Annotated in this window: 16 protein-coding genes and 2 pseudogenes; 5 read left to right on the top strand and 13 right to left on the bottom strand. The window is 41.4% G+C overall.

Annotation, left to right across the window (positions count from 1 at the left end):
- Positions 1 to 468: 468 nt before the first annotated feature.
- The 6 genes and pseudogenes from MTF68_RS01630 to MTF68_RS01605 form a co-directional block, all read right to left on the bottom strand.
- On the bottom strand, positions 469 to 2,358 hold the full coding sequence (locus MTF68_RS01630) for an EAL domain-containing protein (RefSeq protein WP_248461448.1): 1,890 nt from the start codon (positions 2,356 to 2,358) through the stop codon (positions 469 to 471).
- A 502-nt stretch (positions 2,359 to 2,860) separates the two neighbouring features.
- Positions 2,861 to 3,115: pseudogene (locus tag MTF68_RS01625) on the bottom strand (transposase); the annotation flags it as partial.
- A gap of 88 nt (positions 3,116 to 3,203) precedes the next feature.
- Positions 3,204 to 3,569: a hypothetical protein gene (locus tag MTF68_RS01620; RefSeq protein ID WP_096041775.1), complete on the bottom strand. Its 366-nt coding sequence runs from the start codon at positions 3,567 to 3,569 to the stop codon at positions 3,204 to 3,206.
- 118 nt (positions 3,570 to 3,687) lie between these two features.
- A complete protein-coding gene (locus MTF68_RS01615; protein WP_248461447.1) occupies positions 3,688 to 4,989 on the bottom strand; it encodes a S41 family peptidase in 1,302 nt (433 codons plus the stop codon).
- A 160-nt stretch (positions 4,990 to 5,149) separates the two neighbouring features.
- Entirely contained in the window at positions 5,150 to 5,587 is a 438-nt protein-coding gene (locus tag MTF68_RS01610) for a DUF695 domain-containing protein (RefSeq protein ID WP_171036119.1), read from the bottom strand.
- A 115-nt stretch (positions 5,588 to 5,702) separates the two neighbouring features.
- Positions 5,703 to 6,062, bottom strand: coding sequence for a hypothetical protein (locus MTF68_RS01605; protein WP_248461446.1), 360 nt, complete (start codon positions 6,060 to 6,062; stop codon positions 5,703 to 5,705).
- Between the two features lie 240 nt (positions 6,063 to 6,302).
- Between MTF68_RS01605 and MTF68_RS01600 the strand changes: the two are divergent.
- A pseudogene (locus tag MTF68_RS01600) lies at positions 6,303 to 7,230 on the top strand (integron integrase).
- 276 nt (positions 7,231 to 7,506) lie between these two features.
- Here the strand turns inward: MTF68_RS01600 and MTF68_RS01595 are convergent.
- From MTF68_RS01595 to MTF68_RS01565, 7 genes are all read right to left on the bottom strand, one after another.
- The gene (locus MTF68_RS01595) at positions 7,507 to 8,277 is read right to left on the bottom strand and encodes an SDR family oxidoreductase (RefSeq protein WP_024034127.1); all 771 of its coding nucleotides are present in this window, start codon (positions 8,275 to 8,277) and stop codon (positions 7,507 to 7,509) included.
- 9 nt (positions 8,278 to 8,286) lie between these two features.
- A complete protein-coding gene (gene mmsB, locus MTF68_RS01590) occupies positions 8,287 to 9,186 on the bottom strand; it encodes a 3-hydroxyisobutyrate dehydrogenase (RefSeq protein ID WP_248461445.1) in 900 nt (299 codons plus the stop codon).
- Positions 9,187 to 9,196: 10 nt separating this feature from the next.
- On the bottom strand, positions 9,197 to 10,348 hold the full coding sequence (locus MTF68_RS01585) for an enoyl-CoA hydratase/isomerase family protein (RefSeq protein WP_248461444.1): 1,152 nt from the start codon (positions 10,346 to 10,348) through the stop codon (positions 9,197 to 9,199).
- The gene (locus tag MTF68_RS01580) at positions 10,348 to 11,133 is read right to left on the bottom strand and encodes an enoyl-CoA hydratase (protein ID WP_055253520.1); all 786 of its coding nucleotides are present in this window, start codon (positions 11,131 to 11,133) and stop codon (positions 10,348 to 10,350) included. The genes MTF68_RS01585 and MTF68_RS01580 overlap by 1 nt, the downstream gene beginning before the upstream one ends.
- 10 nt (positions 11,134 to 11,143) lie before the next feature.
- Entirely contained in the window at positions 11,144 to 12,301 is a 1,158-nt protein-coding gene (locus MTF68_RS01575) for an acyl-CoA dehydrogenase family protein (RefSeq protein ID WP_248461443.1), read from the bottom strand.
- A gap of 141 nt (positions 12,302 to 12,442) precedes the next feature.
- Positions 12,443 to 13,933, bottom strand: a complete 1,491-nt coding sequence (locus MTF68_RS01570) for a CoA-acylating methylmalonate-semialdehyde dehydrogenase (RefSeq protein WP_248451401.1) — start codon at positions 13,931 to 13,933, stop codon at positions 12,443 to 12,445.
- 103 nt (positions 13,934 to 14,036) lie between these two features.
- On the bottom strand, positions 14,037 to 15,218 hold the full coding sequence (locus tag MTF68_RS01565) for an acetyl-CoA C-acyltransferase (RefSeq protein ID WP_248461442.1): 1,182 nt from the start codon (positions 15,216 to 15,218) through the stop codon (positions 14,037 to 14,039).
- Positions 15,219 to 15,548: 330 nt separating this feature from the next.
- Here MTF68_RS01565 and MTF68_RS01560 point away from each other — a divergent pair, with 330 nt between their 5' ends.
- From MTF68_RS01560 to MTF68_RS01545, 4 genes are read left to right on the top strand one after another with little or no spacing between them, the layout of a single operon-like run.
- The gene (locus MTF68_RS01560) at positions 15,549 to 15,983 is read left to right on the top strand and encodes a MerR family DNA-binding transcriptional regulator (protein ID WP_004587901.1); all 435 of its coding nucleotides are present in this window, start codon (positions 15,549 to 15,551) and stop codon (positions 15,981 to 15,983) included.
- A 48-nt stretch (positions 15,984 to 16,031) separates the two neighbouring features.
- Positions 16,032 to 17,207, top strand: coding sequence for an isovaleryl-CoA dehydrogenase (locus tag MTF68_RS01555; protein ID WP_024034119.1), 1,176 nt, complete (start codon positions 16,032 to 16,034; stop codon positions 17,205 to 17,207).
- A gap of 10 nt (positions 17,208 to 17,217) precedes the next feature.
- Complete coding sequence (locus MTF68_RS01550; RefSeq protein ID WP_248461441.1) at positions 17,218 to 18,825, top strand: carboxyl transferase domain-containing protein; 1,608 nt, start codon at positions 17,218 to 17,220, stop codon at positions 18,823 to 18,825.
- A gap of 13 nt (positions 18,826 to 18,838) precedes the next feature.
- Complete coding sequence (locus MTF68_RS01545; protein WP_248461439.1) at positions 18,839 to 19,609, top strand: enoyl-CoA hydratase/isomerase family protein; 771 nt, start codon at positions 18,839 to 18,841, stop codon at positions 19,607 to 19,609.
- Positions 19,610 to 19,613: the final 4 nt, after the last annotated feature.

The following is a 19,613-nucleotide window of genomic DNA, read 5'->3' as shown; positions in this document are numbered from 1 at the left end:
TTAGATCCGTATTTTAAATAAACAGAGAATTTTAAATAACAATCCAATTTTCTAAAAACCTCTAGAGCCTTATAAGTTAAGGGTACAAATAGCAAAATCGATAACTGTTTTGTACTGACTAAAAAAAGGCGAGCTAATAAACCATGAGTCACTTGTTTAGCATTCCCAAACCTGAATTACACGCATAAAAAAAACTGCAAGATTGCAGTTTTAACATTTACTGAATGGTTTTTAATTTATGCGAGTAGTTTTCGCAGTTGCTAATATTTGAAAGCCGTTTGCGCTTTAAATTTTCTCAGTCACTTATTTGTGAAGTGAGATTGCCTAATGCACCATGAAAGAATTAACCTGTGCAGTTATCTTCTTTACAAGCTCTGCGACCAATGTCTTCATTTTTGGTTTCGGATAATTCACGCATAAACCAGCGCACTTATTTTAAAAATAAGTGCGCTGGTTAAGTTAATTATTTTAGGATTTAAGTAACTCGCAAAAGTCATCCCACGGTAATGGCCGCGATAAATAGTAGCCTTGTGCCCAATCACAACCAAGTTCTTTGAGGTAAGTCATTTGTGCTTCGGTTTCAACACCTTCAGCAATCACTCTAAGATCGTAAAGCTTGGCCAAACTTTGGATGATCATCACCATTTTGTTACGTGCCTCGCGCTCTGAAAAAAGATCATTTACAAATGAGCGATCTATTTTTAAGCAATGAGCTGGGTAGTGTATTAATTGATTAAATGCCGTGTAACCTGTACCAAAATCATCTAATGCTAAGGATACGCCAAGTTCATTTAGCGCATTGAGCGTTTTAAGGCAGGTAACATCACCAGCAACAAATGCCGTCTCTGTAACTTCTAGCTCAACACAGTTAGGTTTAATTTGGTGATGTTCTAATAAATTTTTTACCTGTTCAGAAAATAGCTCGTTGTGTAGCTCAACACCCGAAATATTAATACAAATTTTGCCACTAAAACTGTGTTCTTTTTGTAAAACGCCTTGTGCTTCTAAAGCGTTGTCTATAACCCATAAATCAATATCTTTAATAAGGCCTGTTGCCTCAGCCACAGGGATGAATTGATCAGGCCCATAACCTTTCAATGCGGGGCTGTGACACCTAAGCAGCACTTCAACGGCTACAATAGAGCTATCTTTACAAGCAAAAATAGGCATATAAACTAAACTAAAATGCGCTTCATTTAAGGCAAGTCTAAGCCCTTTTTCAATGAGTTGGCGTTCACGAAGCTTGTCAGCAATGTCTTGGGTAAAAAATTTAAAGCAATTACGTCCATTATTTTTAGCGTCATACATTGCTGCATCAGCATGATGGAGTAAATTTTTGGAGTCAGCAGAATCATCGGGGTAAACAGCAATACCAATACTTGCGTATATCATGTGATCTACATCATCAACACTAAAACCCCCTTTAAAAATATTTAAAATTCTTGCGGCCACAGTACTTGCATCAAGGGGGTCTTTAATATTAGGTAACAGTACAACAAACTCATCGCCAGCAAGCCTTGCTAAACTTTCTGTTTGTGGCTTATATAGTTGATCATTTGGGCGTATAACATCTAAAAGCCGCTCACTAAATTTAAGTAAAACTCTGTCCCCAGCTTCATGGCCATGCTGATCATTAACCTGCTTAAAGTTATCCAAATCTATATAAAGCAAACCAATGCGCTGTTTATCTCGCTCAGCACGGTTTAGCATACGCTCAAGGTTAGTTTTAAAGCTCCATCGATTAGGTAACCCCGTAAGCTTATCGTAATAAGCCATTTGGCGAATATCATCTGCATGCAGTTGCATAATAGTTTCGTAGGCTTGCTCTTCTGAACGTAAAGCAGCTAAACAAATAGAATTTAAAGCCAGCATTGTAAGCATGAAGCGAACGGATTCGGTGAGTGAGTAACTAGTCATTAATAAAGCACTTAATGGCGTAAATAAAAGCAAAGCACTTGCAATACTAAAAATACTAAATACAAAAACAGCAGGCCAAAAGCGGTTTATAAAAAGATTTATAGCAACAATAGGATAAATCCACAGCATTCCGGTATTGTTCTCACCGCCAGTGATTAATAAGCTCATCGATAAAACAAACAAAATACCGCTAAGAATTTTTGCCGCTCGCTCAACATTACCACTTCGCTTTAAAAGATAAAGATTGATTAACCCCACAAGTGCATTAATTAATAATATGGTACCTAAAACATGCGAACCACTAACTAAGCTCAAACCTCCAAATGCAGTAAGAAAAAGCACACCTAAAAAGGTCAAAACATGGCAAAGTGTATAGCGCCTGCGTTGGCGCACCGCCAGCATTTCTTGCTGGCCAATTATATTTTCTGGTGTAGAAGACATGTGAATAAATTATTCCTTAAAGCACTTACTAAAATCACTTCACGACATCTGTAGCTGTGATAATAAAAAAACTTATTACTAAATGTTAAAAGAATAAACGAGATAGCTACTCTGTCAAATAAGTTATTGTTTTTTAACGTTGTTAATTATGGAATAATTTACATTAGTGACTTAATTTTGCTGATAATGATTATAAATAAAGCTCACTTTGGCTAAATAATAAAGACTCTGCCTTTCTCTCGAATTTATATTTCAAGTATATAACCTTTAAAGCTGACCAACTAAGTAATAACGCTTAATAGAAACCAAACTTGACACCCACTTTTATTTACAAATAAAATGTACCAACAAATTTACCAATCAGATTAAGAATTTATCTTTTATTTCTGGGTCACTTTTCATTTCATCTAATAAATAAGTCATTAGCATTCTTAGATCTAAATTTCATACATGAAAATAACGGCAGGATTGCAGTTTTAACTTTTACTTAGTGGTTTCTGATTTATGCGAGTAGCTTTTCGCAGTTGCTAATATTTGAACGCCGTTTGCGCTTCAAATTTTCACAGTAACGTGCTTGAGAAGCGGGTCTGCCTAATGCACCATGAAATACGCGTGTAAATTGGGTTGCAAGCTTGAACCAGTTTTCTGGTGATATATTAAGGCTTACTAGCAAAGGAAGGGTTATATTATCAATGTGCCCGCGTTTATCCTCTCGCATTATTAGCCCTGTTAGCTCAACGAGCTCTAGACTTGTTTTTTATACTAAATAAAAGCTACTATCTAATTGCGTGAAGTGCAAAATTTAATATGGGTGTCTCGTTAATAATTCCTAGGTGCGTGCATTTTTAAACCACAACCCTAGGTGGTTTACCATGAAAGTCCAAGTACAATTTTTTGAGATTATCTGGCACGAGAGGCCAGCCACGTTCAATACCTTCTTTCGTTCCTTTCCAGAATAAGTGCTCTGTATAATATACATCTATGTACTCGAATTCCGCCTTGGTTGCAGTATCTAGTTTCTCGCTCATGTACTGCAACTGTTCTAGTGCTTCTTCTAAATCGCCTTGGTTTAACAAAATAGTTGTCAAATTTGCGAACTCTTCCATTAGAAATGTGAGTGCCCAACTCTCATGTTTTTCCATAAGAGGACCAACATTAGGAAATTTAGTGCGGATCTCTTTTAAGAACTGTCTTATTTCTGATTTAGCCATTGATTTTCCAGAAGCACCTAACGCTTTGCTAAGCGGCAATAAAATAGCTGGCTAAAATTAGCGAGGAACGAGCAAAAGCCAGCTGTTTTTGTCCATTTAAGCAACTTTTTAGCAATTTTTACATCGTTCTCTGAAACTCTTTTGCATCCTCGCCAAAAGAGAGCATTTTCAATGCTACGGCTTCTTTATCTTTATATATTGCTTGCAACCGTGCTTCAGTAAACGCTTTAAAAATAATAGTTCCTTTATCAAGTAGCTCTATTTCAAAAGCTGGATCATCTAAATATTGATAAAAAAGTTTGCCATTTTCTTGAAAAACTTTGCGCTTACCATACTTACCTATAATTTGATTGAAATCACTCTGACTTGGCTGGTACTGGCTGGATTTTGCTTTAACCAATGGATAGACCCATTGATGCAAACTAAGGTTGCTACTATTACTTTTGATTAAGGAATTAAGCACCTCAGCATAAGCTACATTAAGTGCATTGTCGCTGTTCGTTTCTATATTTGGTTTTACACCTTTTCTTTCCCAATTATCTTTTGTTCGAGGGTCAACAGGTCGTGTAGATGGTAAAGTGAGAATATAATCGTTATTGACTATTTCTACACTTCTACCATGAGCGGCACCAGCAGTTACTTCTCCAACAATGGTTGCTCTAGTCAAACTTTGCATAGCATAGCTAAAGGCTTCTGCAGCGGATGCAGAATTTCTGCTGGTGAGAATATAAAGTGGTGTATCTTTAAACCTAGGACCCGGAACATATGGAGACGTCCAATCTTGCGTTTGAGTTAACACACCGTTTTCACGTTGTTCAAAGGTTGATAAGTGGACGGTATCTAAGTCAAAAAAGTAACTCGCTAAGGAAGTTACCATAAATGGGCTACCACCAAAATTGTTCCTTAAATCAATAATGATACCATCGGCATACTGTAAAAATTTCATCCCATTTTCAAGCGTCTCACCACCTAAATGACTGTCAGAGAACATTCTTATATCGAGGTAACCAATGTTTCCATCAAGCATTTCAACTTTTTTAAAACCATAGTTATCTGTCGGAGTCTCCATGGCTCGACTATCCGAAAACGCTTTAGTTTGTGCTGATGGACGGTATGTTTTCAGTTCATTTACCCATTGTGGGTCATAAACGACAGAGAGGTGTTTATCATTAGCAATTTTGTTTAATTCTAAAGTCATAAAATCAGCTATATCTTCAGCTGATTCTAGGCGACTGCAATCAGAGAGAAATAGCTTGGAGCGCATTAACTTAGATAGCTTTGTTGCCCGATTTTGAATTACGTAGTTATCTTCAAGCTGCTTAGCAATAATTTCTGACACATCACGACAATCTGCCGCAGCAACTGAATTACATAAAACTAATGAGCCAATGGCGAGGGATTTTAGTATTTTATTATTCATATTCTTCCTGAAATTTTATTATTATTTTTTAATAACGTCCGAACACACCAAAAGGGGTTAAAAAAATTTGCACATGCTAAATTAAATTGCTAACACTTTACATAAGCGGTTTTGGCCGCTCTTGCCAAAATCCGGTTTATGTAAAGTGTTAGTTGCGATATCAACTACATAGCTCATAAACTTCTCTTAATTTTGACCATCTTTCATCAGTTTCTACCTGCATTTCTATAGGAAGTTTCGCAAACTTGGACAAAGCCGAGTTAATTCTTTCACCTACTGAGCTGATATCATTAGTATAAAAATGCCACTCTCTAGTACCATTAAAAGTGTAAGTAAAAACAAATATGGCGAGTCTATCGTCATCAAGAACTGGTACTATTGCGTCTTCAAATTGCCGCATTTCTTCAATCTGAGCGTCGGATGGTAAACCACTCGAATTAGACTGTTCAAAATCCCAAAAAATTGTGAGCTTTTTAGGGTAATTAGTATGACCTAATAAAAAGTGAAGGTCAGGACGGTATCGAATTAACCCAACCGTTCCATTAACTTTTTTATCTGCAATATTCCAAGACGCAATGTCGGCAGATTCAATGTCCATATTCATTCCTTTTAGCAACTAGCTTTTAAATAAGGGGCGCAGACATGTGGGCTATAATGCGAAGCAGCCCACGTGTAGCGTCCCAGCAAACGAAGTGAGTGACTTAATTTTTTTGTTATGTGTAAACATTCAAAACAACCTTGCCATTACTAATACTGACATTACCAAAGCATGCCGAGATGAAAAAACCTGACTCTGTTTTAATGAAGCTATCTATGTAGCTATAGTCAATCGAACCGTCAATGTCGGTTGTCGGTTCGATTGCCGATTGCCCATTAACACAAGATATTGATGAAAAGTTAGAAAAGGTTAAAACGGCTTTCTTGTAACAAGTGTATTCATTTGGTTTGGGTTCAACATAATGAACTGATGAAGGCCAAATACTTGCTTCAAGTTGTATGGAAAACTGATTTTCTGAAACTTCCCATCCCAATACGAAAGAATCTTGAAGATCAATTCCATCCATAGAATCCAAAATTTTCTCCTTGCACATAACAATTTAATAGTGCGCTCATCGCGCATACTTATGCCAACGATACGCTCATGTATTTTATAAATCATTTTTACCAAATAACTTAACACATTGCTATATATAATTTTTTACTAGCACTCAAACTCTCAATAAAAGACAAAATGCGCTCGTCGCTCATTTTCTTGAATATTGGAGTAGCACAACTATACTGTATGTAAATACAGTGCTATTATTGGTGGTAATATGAAAACACGTTCTCCATTTTTAAATTATATAGCCGATTATATGCTGGTACGTCAGTATTCATTTCGCACCGTAGATACGTACCTAAGATGGATTGCATCTTATATCCATTTTCATAATAAACACCACCCCGCCTCAATGGGAGACAATGAAGTCGAGCGCTACTTAGAGCATTTAGTGTTAAAGCAAAACGTTGCACCACGTACGCAAGCCACTGACTCAATTCATTGTCATTTTTATACAAACATATAATAAATAAAGAACTTTCATTAAATTCAAACTTTGCCCGTAGTAAAAAACAAGCAAAGCTCCCTGTCGTGATAACCCCAGAGGAAGTTAAAATGTTGATGGCTGCGATTAAATAAGCGCTATTATTTAATCGCAGCCCTTATGTATGGAAGTGGTTTAAGAGTAATGGAAGCGGTGCAATTAAGGGTGAAAAATATTGATTTTGATTATAAATGTATTCAAGTATGGAATGGCAAAGGAAATAAACATCGTATTGTAACGCTCGCTACAGAGCTGTTCCCTATGCTGAAAACTCAAACTTTGAACGTTGATGACTACCTAAAGCTTGATTTAAATAACACTAAATATGCCGGCGCGTGGATGCCATATGCCTTAACAAAAAAATATCCTTCAGCCGCAAAAACACTAGCATGGCAGTATTTATTTCCTTCTCATATATTAAGTTCAGACTCTCAAAGTGGTGAAATAAGGCGACATCATTTTCATCACTCTTGTATTCGAAAAGTGGTTAAAAAAGCCGTCAAAAATCAGGGTTAACAAAATAATGACTCCTCATACATTGAGGCACTCTTTTGCTACTCATCTACTGCAAAATGGCGCCGATATACGCTCAGTACAAACACAACTAGGTCACAACGATGTGCGTACAACACAAATAATACCCGCTGTATTGAATTAGTGAGCAATTATAGCGGCAGATAAATAGCTCAGTAACAAGGCAAAAACTTAGTTATATAGTTTATCTACATGAGAAGTTTTTAACGCAGTTAATGAGTTATTTAGAGCGCTAAAATGATCAACGTTTTAATACAGCGGGTATCCTACTCATGTAGTACAACAAAGTGCCAACGGGGTTATGAGCCCTTTTTCAAGATTATCAATCTCCCCGATTTAAAACAAAAAAGCACAGCCCACAAGCGCCATGCTTTTTAAATTTAAGCGTAAAAAACTTACTTTACAAACGAATACCGCCGTCTATTTCAACCACGCGACCGGTGAAAAAGTCGTTTTCGATTATGTATTGTGCGGTATGGGCTATTTCGTCGCTTTCGCCTAAACGCCCTACGGGTGTTACTGCAAGCATACGCTGTTTGGCTTCGGGTTTCATGGCGTCGGTCATGGCGGTGCTTATTACACCTGGTGCAATAGCGCCTACGCGTATACCAAAGCGGCCAAGCTCTTTAGCCCACGTGGTGGTAAGTGCCACTACGCCTGCTTTTGATGCCGCGTAGTTTGTTTGGCCTATGTTACCTGCGCGCGCTACGCTCGACATATTAACTATTACGCCGCCTTTGCCTGATTCAATCATGTGGCTTGCAGCTTCACGCCCTGCTAAAAATACGCCAGTGAGATTTACATCAATCACTGATTGAAATTGCTCAAGGGACATTTTTTTAACCACTTTGCCGTCTTTAGCTTTTATAAACATGCCGTCGCGTAAAATACCGGCGTTGTTTATAAGCACACCAATGTGGCCAAAATCGCTATTAATGGTATTAAATACGTTTTCTACTTCGCTCTCAACAGTTACGTTTGCGGCGTAGCCTTTAATAGTGCCAGATACACCTTCAAGCTGTGTTAGTTTCTCGCACGCAGTGTTTAATAACTCTTGCGCCATATCTATAAGTGCGATGTTAGCGCCCATAAGGGCAAATTTTTGCGCCATTGCAAAGCCTAAACCTTGTGCGCCACCGGTTATTACTACCGTGTTATTTTTAATTTCCACGCCTTGCTCCTACTTAGAAAACAGTTTAAAAATGGCGCTAAAATCATCACTGCCAGCACCTTGGTGCTGTAGCATAGTGTATAAATTTTTAGCCATTGAACCCATTGGGGTTGAAGAATTACTTTGCTGCGCGGCTTCCATGGCAAGCCCTAAATCTTTAGCCATTAAATCGACCATAAAGCCCGGTTTGTAATCGTTACTTGCAGGGGCTGTATCCATTACGCCTGGGCATGGGTTGTAAAGTTCAAGGGTCCAGTTACGGCCAGAGCTTGCAGTCATAATGTCGCTGAGTACTTTTGCATCTAGCCCATTATTAATACCCATTTGCAGGGCTTCGCTCGTACCTGCCATTAAAATACTTAACAGCATGTTGTTACATATTTTTGCAACTTGTCCTGCGCCAATATCACCTGAATGAAATATGTTTTTACCCATATCATTAAGCACAGGTTGTGCGGTATTAAACGCGGCTTTACTACCACCAACAATAAACGTAAGCGTGCCTGCGGTTGCTCCAGCAACACCGCCCGATACCGGTGCATCTACAAAGCTAATACCCTGCTCGCCAAGTGCGCTGCCAACCACACGGGCCGACTCTGCATCTATTGTTGAGCAATCTATCACTAAGGTGTTTTTGCTAAGCACATTAATTAAGCCGCTATCATCGTTATTGCCTAAATAAAGTGATTTAACATGTTTGCCCGCAGGTAACATACTAATAAGTATATCGGCATTGGTAGCACATGCATTTGCATTATCAGCTGCGTGTGCGCCTTTACTTGTAAGTTCATTTAAGACCGACTGGTTTAAATCAAATGCTGTAACATTATGGCCGGCTTTAATTAAATTAGCCGCCATAGGGCCGCCCATATTACCTAAGCCGATAAAACCAATATTGAGTTTAGTCATCGTCTTTCCTTTATGTGTGTGATGGCGTGTGTAAGCCATTGAGTGGGTGGTTTTCGCCAAAACGATTAGCAAAAAAGCTCTCTATTACGGCTTGTGGTACATTACTCAGTGTTTTGTATTGCCAATTTGGCGCACCGTCTTTATCAATTAGTAGCGCTCTTACGCCTTCTTGAAATTCACCAACTTCGCCAGCGCGAACCGACATACCCAGCTCCATTTTAAAACACGCTAATAAGCTTTTGCCTTTACTGGCTTTTAATTGCTCACTAACCAGAGCACAACTTAATGGGCAGCCATGCTTAAGTGACTTTTGGGCGCGTTGCAGCCATTTATCGTCAGTAGCTAGGCCTAAAATATAATCAACTTGTTCTTGTAGCGTATTAAATTCAGCTAATTTTTGAATGGTTGCTAAGTTAGCTTTAATATTGCCTTTGGGCATACGCGCAGATTGGTTATCTAAATCGGTTAATAATTTAGTCAAACGCTCATGATTTAAACTTGCGGTTTTGCCCCACTTAGCCGCTAAAATTTGCGCTAGCATGGCATCATATTTAGTGCTGTCGATAAAGTGATCGGCAAGCGATACAAAGCGTGCATCTTCACAATTAATAGAGGCCGATGTTAGCCCTAAAAATAGCCCCACACCTTGTGGCATTTTATGTAAAAAGTAACTACCGCCTACATCTGGGTATAAGCCTATGGTTTGCTCTGGCATAGCAATGCGCGATGTTTCGGTTACTACGCGGTGGCTAGCACCGGCCATTAGGCCTAAACCACCGCCCATAACAATGCCATTACCCCATACTAAAAGTGGTTTTTCGTAGCAATGAATAAGGTAGTCAAGCTGGTACTCTAGGGTAAAAAAGTCTTCCACTAAGCTTGTTGGTTTACCTTGCGCCATTGCATGATGAAGACTCACTACATCGCCACCGGCGCAAAATGCTTTATCCCCTGCGCCTTTTAACAATACCATTGCAATTGCATCATCGCTTTGCCAAGCGCGCAGCTGCGGCTCGAGTAGTTTGATCATGTCAAAATTAAGAGCGTTTAATGCTTTAGGTACGTTGAGTGTAATAAGCCCAATTAAGCTGCCGTTTGCTGCACTTGCCGTTTTAAATAGCACGGGGTCGTCGGCATTATTTAATAACGTTAAATTACTCATTAGCCATTTACCCAATTTGCGCGGCGTTTTTCTAAAAAGGCATTAACGCCCTCTTGTTGATCTTGTGTATCAAACAGCCCAACAAACAATTCACGCTCAAGAGGCAATACGCTTGCCATAGGTTGATGGCGCCCTTTTTGTATAAGCGTTTTACATGCAGCTACCGAGCTTGGGCTTTGCTCGCTTACTTGATTGGCAAGTTTTAACGCCGCTGCAAAGCTTTCGCCTTGTGGGACTACTTCCTCTACTAAGCCAATTTGCAGGGCTTTATCGGCTTTTAAGCGCTCGCCACATAAAATCATGCGTTTTGCCCAGCCTTCACCTACAAGCCATGCTAAATTTTGCGTACCGCCCGCACACGGTAATAAACCCACTTTTGCCTCTGGCAGTGCCATTTGTGCTTGCTCTTCTGCTATACGAATATCACACGCAAGCGCTACTTCTAGCCCGCCGCCCATGGCATAACCGTTAATGGCCGCAACCGACACCCCTGTAAAATTAGTCAGTGCTTCAAAGGCTTCACCAAATACACGCGACATATCAGCGGCAACGCCTTTATCGCCACTAGCAAATACGTTTAAATCGGCCCCGGCGCTAAAAAACTTCTCGCCTTCGCCAGTAAGCACTAAGGCATAAATGTTTTTGTTGTTATTAAGCTCGTTAACTTTGTTTTTTAAATCAATTAAGGTGTCTTTTGTCCAGGTATTAGCTGGTGGGTTAGACATAGTTAAAATAGCAACATGGCCTTCGGTAGTCAGTTCAATACTCGGGTTAGATTGTGACATAACTTGCTCCTTATAAAACGTCGCTTGCAGACTCGGCTAAAATACGGCGCGCTATAATTACACGCATAATTTCGTTAGTGCCTTCTAAAATTTGATGAACGCGCACATCACGTACATGGCGCTCAAGCGGGTATTCTTTTATGTAACCGTAACCACCATGTACTTGCAGTGCCTCGTTACACACGTTAAAGCCAACATCGGTGGCAAAACGTTTAGCCATGGCGCAATAAGTAGTTTTTTCACTATCGCCGGTATCAAGTTTAAATGCCGCAAGCCTTACCATTTGGCGCGCAGCTACAAGCTCAGTGTTCATATCGGCAATTTTAAATTGCAAAGCCTGAAACGCAGCCAAGGGCTTACCAAATTGAGTGCGCTCTTTTAAGTACTCTTTTGCCGTGTTTAGCGCAGCTTGTGCAGTACCAATTGAGCATGTGGCAATATTAATACGCCCGCCATCTAAGCCTTGCATGGCAAATTTAAAGCCTTCGCCCTCTTTACCTAATAAGTTATGCGCCGGAATACGCACATCTTCAAAACTAATTAAGCGTGTTGGTTGTGCGTTCCAACCCATTTTTTCTTCTGCTTTACCGTACTCAACGCCTTGTGCGTCACCAGGAACTACAAATGCCGAAATACCCGCAGCGCCTTCGCCACCGGTACGTGCCATAACCACTAAAACTTCAGTTTCACCCGCACCCGATATAAACATTTTTGAGCCGTTAATAACGTACTCATCACCTTCAAGCACAGCTTTTGTTTTTAGTGATGCTGCATCTGAGCCTGAGCCAGGCTCAGTTAAACAATAAGAGGCAAGTAGCTCGCCCATTACTAGTTGTTCTACGTATTTGTCTTTAACTGCATCTGTACCAAAACTTGCTACCATCCACGTAGCCATATTATGAATAGTTAGCATGGCAGTTGTAGCTGTACAGCCCATCGCAAGCTGCTCAAATATGATGCTTGAATCTAAGCGTGATAAACCAAGGCCGCCGGCTTCCTCTGGCGTATATAAACCGCAAAAGCCAAGCTCGCCCGCCGCTTTAATCGTATCTTTAGGAAAAATATGCTCGCGATCCCACTTTGCTGCATGTGGAGCAAGTTCTGATTCTGCAAATTGGCGTGCAGTTTCTGCAAAGGCTTGTTGATCTTCTGATAAGTTAAAGTCCATGGTAGACCTCTTTAATTGTGTTGTTAGTGTGTCCCATTAGGGTAAATGAGTGAAGAGCGGCAAAGGCTGATGTGTGTGTTCTAGTTGCTTGTCAGCGGATTTAGCCTTTGCGCCCTTCTTTATTATTATTTTTGAGTGTGTTTATTTTAAATTAATGCTCATGTTTGGACCTGAAGCGATGTCGTCTTCAAACCAACGTGAGGTAATAGTTTTAGTTTCTGTGTAAAAACGTATACCTTGCTTACCATAGGTGTGTGTATCGCCGTAAAACGAGCCTTTCCAACCCGTAAACGAGAAAAACGGCAGCGGCACCGGAATAGGCACATTAATACCCACTTGGCCTACTTCAATTTCATGTTGAAATTTACGAGCCGCAGCACCACTTGAGGTAAATAACGAGGTACCGTTGCCGTACGGGCTTTCGTTAATAAGGGCAATTGCCTCATCAAGCGTATCTACAAACATACAGGCAAGCACAGGACCAAAAATTTCTTCTTTGTATAAATCCATGTCTTTTGTCACATCGGTAAATAGTGTTGGGCCAACCCAGTTACCTTGATCAAAGCCCTCTACTGTGTAGTTTGAACCATCAATTAAACAGGTGGCGCCTTGCTCCTTACCGCTTGCTATAAGCGATAAAATACGCTCTTTTGCGGCTTTTGATGTTTGCGGGCCGTAGGCTGCGTCTTTGTCATCCCACACGCCTGGGCGTACGTTTTCAAAACCTGCTTTTATTTCATCTACCCACTCACTTGCTTGGCCTACAAACACAGCCACCGAAATACCCATACAACGCTGGCCTGCTGCACCAACCGATGCGCCAACTAGGTTATTTACCACGTGTGATTTACTCGCATCTGGCATAATAACCATGTGATTTTTAGCACCCACACACGCTTGTACGCGCTTAAGGTTTTGTGTGCCTTTAGAATAAATGTATGCACCTACACCACACGAGCCCACAAACGAAATTGCACGTACGGCTTTATCTTCTAGTAGGCGGTCTACTTGCGGTTTTGTACCATGAACCACTTGTAATACGCCTTTTGGTGCGCCGGCTTCAATAAATAGCTCAGCTAAACGCATTGGTGTGAGTGGGTCTTGCTCAGAGGGTTTTAAAATAAAGGTGTTACCACATACAATAGCTAGCGGAAACATCCAAAGTGGGATCATCGCCGGAAAGTTAAACGGCGTAATGCCTGCACATACGCCAAGGGGCTGCATGTAAGAATAGGTATCGATTTTACGGGCAACATTTTCCATTGTTTCGCCCATCATTAGTGATGGTGCGTTAGCTGCTTGTTCTACTACTTCAATACCGCGCCATACATCGCCTTTTGCATCTTCAAACGTTTTACCTAGTTCGTGGCAAATAATGGTCGCAAGCTCATCGTGGTGCTCTTTTAACAGCGCCGCGTATTTCATCATAATGCGGGCACGCTCGGTAATGGGCACATCTTTCCATGTTTTAAATGTTTCTGAGGCCGAGGCAATCGCTGCATCCATTTCTGAGTCGGTAGTGCATGGAACTTGCGCAAGTACTTCTTGGTTTGCTGGGTTAATTACATCAATAAGCTCGTTTGAAGCCGACTGAACAAATTCGCCATTTATGAGTAGTGGAACTTGGTGCATGGGTAAATCCTGTTGTTAGTGTGTTCTTTTAAAAAATGGCACCGTTTTGTTATTAGTATGAGTACGGTGCATTTTAGTTGCTGTTAGTTAATTAACTTTTTTGTTAGTAAGCCTCTACAGCCATGGCTACAGCTTCGCCGCCGCCAATACATAAAGACGCAATTCCTTTTTTAAGGCCACGGTTTTTAAGTGCGTGAATAAGCGTGACTAAAATTCTCGCGCCGCTGGCACCAATTGGGTGGCCAAGTGCACACGCCCCACCGTTTACGTTTACTTTGCTCTCATCAAGTTTTAATTCGTTAATAGCAAGCATGGTCACCATGGCAAAGGCTTCGTTAATTTCCCACAGGTCAACATCAGCGGTTGTCCAGCCTGCTTTTTCAAGCACGCTGTTCATTGCGCCTACAGGTGCTACTGTAAATTCGCTTGGTTTTTGAGAGTGCGTGCTGTGCGCTACAATTTTACAAAGCGGTGTTAAGCCTTGCTCTTTAGCTTTTGATTCGCTCATTAATATAAGCGCTGCGCCACCATCAGAAATTGACGATGAATTAGCCGCAGTGATAGTGCCGTCTTTTTTAAAGGCAGCACGCAGGCTTGGTATTTTTTCTGGGCGGGCATTACCGGGTTGCTCATCAACCGATACGGTTACATCGCCTTTGCGAGTTTTTATGGTGTGCGGCGCAATTTCGTTTTCAAAGCTGCCGTTTTCAATTGCCGCATTAGCTTTACTTAAAGAGCTAAGTGCAAACTCATCCATTTGCGCACGGCCAATGCCGTACTCATCGGCAGTATCTTGTGCAAAACAGCCCATTGCTTTGTTATCGTAAGCATCTTCTAGGCCATCGCTCATCATATGATCTTTAATTTCGCCGTGGCCCATACGCATACCGCCACGTGCTTTAGGTATAAAATACGGTGCGTTACTCATGCTTTCCATGCCGCCAGCAATTGCACTGCTAATTGAGCCCGCTTTAATTAAATCGTTTGCGAGCATAGTGGCTTTTAAACCTGAGCCACATACTTTATTAATGGTGGTAGCACCCGTGCCCAGAGCAAGGCCTGCTTTTAACATTGCTTGGCGTGCTGGCGCTTGGCCAAGGCCCGCTGGCAATACACAGCCCATAATTACTTCATCTATTGCATCATTTGCTAAACCAGTTTGTGCAAGCGCACTTGCAATGGCAGTTGCGCCAAGCTCGGTAGATTGTGCATCGGTCAATGCGCCCATAAACCCACCCATTGGCGTACGCTTTGCTGCTACAATTACCACTGATTCTAAAGTCATAATTAACTCCGTTGTATTTATATGCAAATAGTTGTTAGAATATTTGCTCTATTAATTTAGTATTCATTTATTGTTTAACACCCTTACACAATACTAACGTTTACGCTAACGTCAACTAAAAAGCGTTTAATTTTTAGTTTTAAAAGTGTAAGCATTATTTTCCAGTAACGGCGAAGTGAACAATTAATAAAAATAAACTATTGAATATTAATAATATAATTTAACATTTCACATCAACACTCCTTTATAAATAGTTTCATACCACACCAAGCTTTACCTTTACGTAAACTTCACTTATATTGGAGTTATTCGAATGAGGTAAACACAACTATGAAACCAGATAACCAAACAAACTTTGCAAGTTCTGCAAAAGCGCCAAGCAGTAACGATCAAACCTTTAGTATTAGCGATTTAGCTAAAGAGTTTGATATTACCACCCGCTCTATTCGTTTTTACGAAGACCAAGGTTTAGTAAGCCCAGAGCGCAATGGCCAAACCCGTATTTATTCAAAACGCGACAAAGTTCGCTTAAAACTAATACTGCGTGGCAAACGCTTAGGCTTTACGTTGGCTGAAACAGGCCGTTTGTTTGAACTGTACGACGCTGATAAATCAAGCGCTAAACAGCTGGTGACTATGCTCGATTTAATTGCAGAGAAAAAAGCCGACCTTTCTCAGCAAATGGACGACATAAAAGTTGTGCTTATGGAACTAGTGACAGCGGAGCGCCGCTGCAGAGACACACTTAATAAAATAGACGAGTAGCCTATTTTAATAATAAAAACACACTGACAACACACACAGGAATGAATCATGAGCACTATTTCACTTTATAAAGAGATGAACTTTGGCCTTGGCGAAACCGCCGATATGATCCGCGACCACGTAAATAGCTTTGCAAGCCAAGAAATTGCGCCACTGGCTGAACAAACCGATATGGACAACGCGTTTCCTAATCAGCTTTGGCCGCAAATGGGCGAAATGGGTGTACTAGGCATGACCGTATCTGAAGATTTTGGCGGTGCAGGCTTAGGTTACTTAGAGCATGTAATAGCCATGGAAGAAATTAGCCGTGCGAGTGCATCAATTGGCTTAAGCTATGGTGCGCATTCAAACTTGTGTGTAAATCAAATTAACCGTAACGGTAACCAAGCACAAAAAGAAAAATACTTACCAAAGCTTATTAGCGGCGAACACATTGGTGCCCTTGCCATGAGCGAACCAAATGCAGGCTCTGACGTGGTATCAATGAAACTTAAAGCTGAAAAAAAAGGCGATAAATACATTTTAAATGGCAATAAAATGTGGATCACCAACGGCCCCGATGCACACACATTTGTTATTTATGCAAAAACAGATTTAGAAGCCGGCGCTAAAGGCATTACCGCATTTATTGTTGAAAAAGACTTCCCTGGTTTTTCTACCGCGCAAAAGCTAGACAAGCTTGGTATGCGTGGCTCAAACACGTGTGAACTGGTGTTTGAAAACTGCGAAGTACCCGAAGAGAACATTTTAGGTAACCTAAACGAAGGCGTTAAGGTACTAATGAGCGGCCTAGATTACGAACGTGTAGTACTTGCTGCAGGCCCCCTTGGCATAATGCAAGCCTGTATGGATATTGTTGTACCGTACATTCATGAACGTAAACAGTTCGACACCCCTATTGGCCAATTTCAGTTAATTCAAGGCAAAGTAGCCGACATGTATACGCAAATGAACGCAGCGCGCTCATACGTTTATACCGTTGCAAAAGCGTGTGACCGCGGCGAAACCACCCGTAAAGATGCCGCCGGCGCCATTTTATATGCTGCTGAGCTTGCCACTAAAATGGCGCTCGATGCTATTCAGATTTTAGGGGGGAACGGCTACATAAACGAATACGCCACAGGGCGCTTATTGCGTGATGCCAAACTATACGAAATTGGTGCTGGCACATCAGAAATACGCCGCATGCTTATTGGCCGCGAACTCTTTACCGAAAGCCGTTAAGGATTAAATTATGACGATATTAAAATCGAGCGTTAATCCTCACGATCCTACTTTTGTGCAAAATCACAAAAACATGGCAGCTTTGGTTGATGATTTACACAGTAAAGTAGCCACCATTAGCTTAGGTGGCGGCGCTGCGTTAAAAGAGCGTCACGAAGGCCGAGGTAAGTTATTTGTACGCGACCGTATTAGTACTTTATTAGATGAAGGCTCACCGTTTTTAGAAATTTCGCAATTTGCAGCCTTTGGTGTGTACGAGCAGGAAATTGCCTGTGCGGGTGTAGTTGCCGGTATTGGCCGTGTTAAAGGCATTGAATGCATGATCATTGCAAACGATGCCACGGTAAAAGGCGGTACGTACTTTCCGCTTACCGTTAAAAAGCATTTACGCGCACAAGATATAGCCGAGCGCTGCCACTTACCGTGTATTTATTTGGTTGATTCGGGCGGTGCTAACCTGCCTGAGCAAGACGATGTATTCCCTGATAAATTACATTTTGGCCGTATTTTTTATAACCAAGCCCGTATGTCGGGTAAAGGTATTCCTCAAATTGCTGTGGTAATGGGGTTATGTACTGCCGGTGGCGCATACGTACCCGCTATGGCCGATGAAAGCATAATAGTAAAAGAGCAAGGCACTATATTTTTAGCAGGCCCGCCGCTTGTAAAAGCAGCGACCGGTGAAGTAGTCAGCGCCGAAGAATTAGGCGGCGCCGATGTACATTGTAAAACATCGGGTGTGGCCGATCACTTTGCAGAAAATGACGAGCATGCGCTGTCTATTGCCCGCCAATGTATTGAGCGTATTAATTACACGCGCCCTACAGCCCCTCTTTTAGAGGATGTAAAACCGCCACGTTACGATATAAACGAGCTTTACGGCATTGTAGGCACTGACCTTAAAAAGCCGTTTGATGTGCGTGAAGTTATTGCCCGTACGGTGGATGATTCATCGTTTGATGAATTTAAACGCTACTTTGGTGAAACGCTGGTCACAGGTTTTGCCAGCATTTACGGTAACCCTGTAGGCATAGTGGCTAATAACGGCATTTTATTTAGTGAGTCGGCACAAAAAGGCGCGCACTTTATTCAGCTATGTGCACAGCGCAATATTCCTTTAGTATTTTTGCAAAATATTACCGGCTTTATGGTAGGTAAAAAATACGAAGCTGAAGGTATAGCAAAGCACGGCGCTAAAATGGTAATGGCGGTTTCGTGTGCCGATGTGCCAAAATTTACGGTACTAATTGGTGGCTCTTACGGCGCGGGTAACTACGGTATGTGTGGCCGCGCATTTGAACCCACCATGATGTGGATGTGGCCCAATGCCCGAATTTCAGTAATGGGCGGTGAACAAGCCGCAGGTGTAATGGCGCAAGTTAAACAAGATGGTTTAGCCCGTAAAGGCCATAGCATGAGCGAGCAAGAAGTTAGCGATTTTAAAAAGCCAATTATTGATCAGTACGAAGAGCAAGGCCATCCGTATTACGCAAGCGCACGCTTGTGGGACGACGGCATTATTGACCCTGCCGATACCCGTAACGTATTAGGCCTTGCCTTAAGTGCAGCTCAAAATGCACCACAGCAAGACTCTAAGTTTGGCGTATTTAGAATGTAACCGGAGCGCAAAAATGTCAGTAACACTACAAATAACAAAATCTAATGTGGCTGTACTTGTTTTAAGCCGAGTTGAAAAACGTAACGCATTTAATAGTGAAGTGATACATGAGCTAATTCAGTGCATAGAGCATGCAAATACGCTCGATATTCGCGCTTTGGTTTTAAAAACTGAAGGCAAGCACTTTTCTGCCGGTGCCGATTTAGCCTGGATGAAATCAATGGCTGATAACAACTACGCCGATAATCTGGCCGATTCTATGCAGCTCGCTAAATTAATGCAGGTACTAGCCGCCTCTCCTCACCCAACCATATGTGCTGTACAAGGCGCTGCGTTTGGCGGCGCTCTGGGCTTAATTGCATGTTGCGATATTGCCCTAAGTAAAGACGATGCGCAGTTTTGTTTAAGCGAAGTAAAGCTAGGGCTTATCCCTGCGGTAATCAGCCCGTATGTAATTAAAGCCATTGGTGAGCGCGCTGCGCGCCGCTACTTTTTAACTGCCGAGGTGTTTGATGCCCACACAGCAAAACAACTTGGTTTGGTTCATCAGGTGACCGGTAATTTAGACTGTGCCCTTGATAACATGCTGCAAACATTAATCGATAACGGCCCAGTCGCTGTAAAAGCCGCTAAATCATTAATTAACAATGTAGCAAATAAGCCTATTAATGATGATCTTATTGAACTCACGGCCGAACGTATTGCAAATATTCGGGTATCGGACGAAGGCCAAGAAGGACTAAGCGCCTTTTTTGATAAACGCCCTCCCGCTTGGCAACTGTAGGACT

It is taken from the genome of Pseudoalteromonas sp. 2CM37A (assembly GCF_023161885.1).
GTDB lineage: Bacteria > Pseudomonadota > Gammaproteobacteria > Enterobacterales > Alteromonadaceae > Pseudoalteromonas > Pseudoalteromonas atlantica.
This window is presented reverse-complemented; position numbering and strand designations above follow the sequence as displayed.

Excerpts from the sequence above, each read along its gene's own strand:
- MTF68_RS01630 (WP_248461448.1), bottom strand. The coding sequence starts at position 2,358 with ATGTCTTCTACACCAGAAAATATAATTGGCCAGCAAGAAATGCTGGCG.
- MTF68_RS01620 (WP_096041775.1), bottom strand. The coding sequence starts at position 3,569 with ATGGCTAAATCAGAAATAAGACAGTTCTTAAAAGAGATCCGCACTAAA.
- MTF68_RS01615 (WP_248461447.1), bottom strand. The coding sequence starts at position 4,989 with ATGAATAATAAAATACTAAAATCCCTCGCCATTGGCTCATTAGTTTTA.
- MTF68_RS01610 (WP_171036119.1), bottom strand. The coding sequence starts at position 5,587 with ATGGACATTGAATCTGCCGACATTGCGTCTTGGAATATTGCAGATAAA.
- mmsB (WP_248461445.1), bottom strand. The coding sequence starts at position 9,186 with ATGACTAAACTCAATATTGGTTTTATCGGCTTAGGTAATATGGGCGGC.
- MTF68_RS01585 (WP_248461444.1), bottom strand. The coding sequence starts at position 10,348 with ATGAGTAATTTAACGTTATTAAATAATGCCGACGACCCCGTGCTATTT.
- MTF68_RS01580 (WP_055253520.1), bottom strand. The coding sequence starts at position 11,133 with ATGTCACAATCTAACCCGAGTATTGAACTGACTACCGAAGGCCATGTT.
- MTF68_RS01575 (WP_248461443.1), bottom strand. The coding sequence starts at position 12,301 with ATGGACTTTAACTTATCAGAAGATCAACAAGCCTTTGCAGAAACTGCA.
- MTF68_RS01570 (WP_248451401.1), bottom strand. The coding sequence starts at position 13,933 with ATGCACCAAGTTCCACTACTCATAAATGGCGAATTTGTTCAGTCGGCT.
- MTF68_RS01565 (WP_248461442.1), bottom strand. The coding sequence starts at position 15,218 with ATGACTTTAGAATCAGTGGTAATTGTAGCAGCAAAGCGTACGCCAATG.
- MTF68_RS01560 (WP_004587901.1), top strand. The coding sequence starts at position 15,549 with ATGAAACCAGATAACCAAACAAACTTTGCAAGTTCTGCAAAAGCGCCA.
- MTF68_RS01555 (WP_024034119.1), top strand. The coding sequence starts at position 16,032 with ATGAGCACTATTTCACTTTATAAAGAGATGAACTTTGGCCTTGGCGAA.
- MTF68_RS01550 (WP_248461441.1), top strand. The coding sequence starts at position 17,218 with ATGACGATATTAAAATCGAGCGTTAATCCTCACGATCCTACTTTTGTG.
- MTF68_RS01545 (WP_248461439.1), top strand. The coding sequence starts at position 18,839 with ATGTCAGTAACACTACAAATAACAAAATCTAATGTGGCTGTACTTGTT.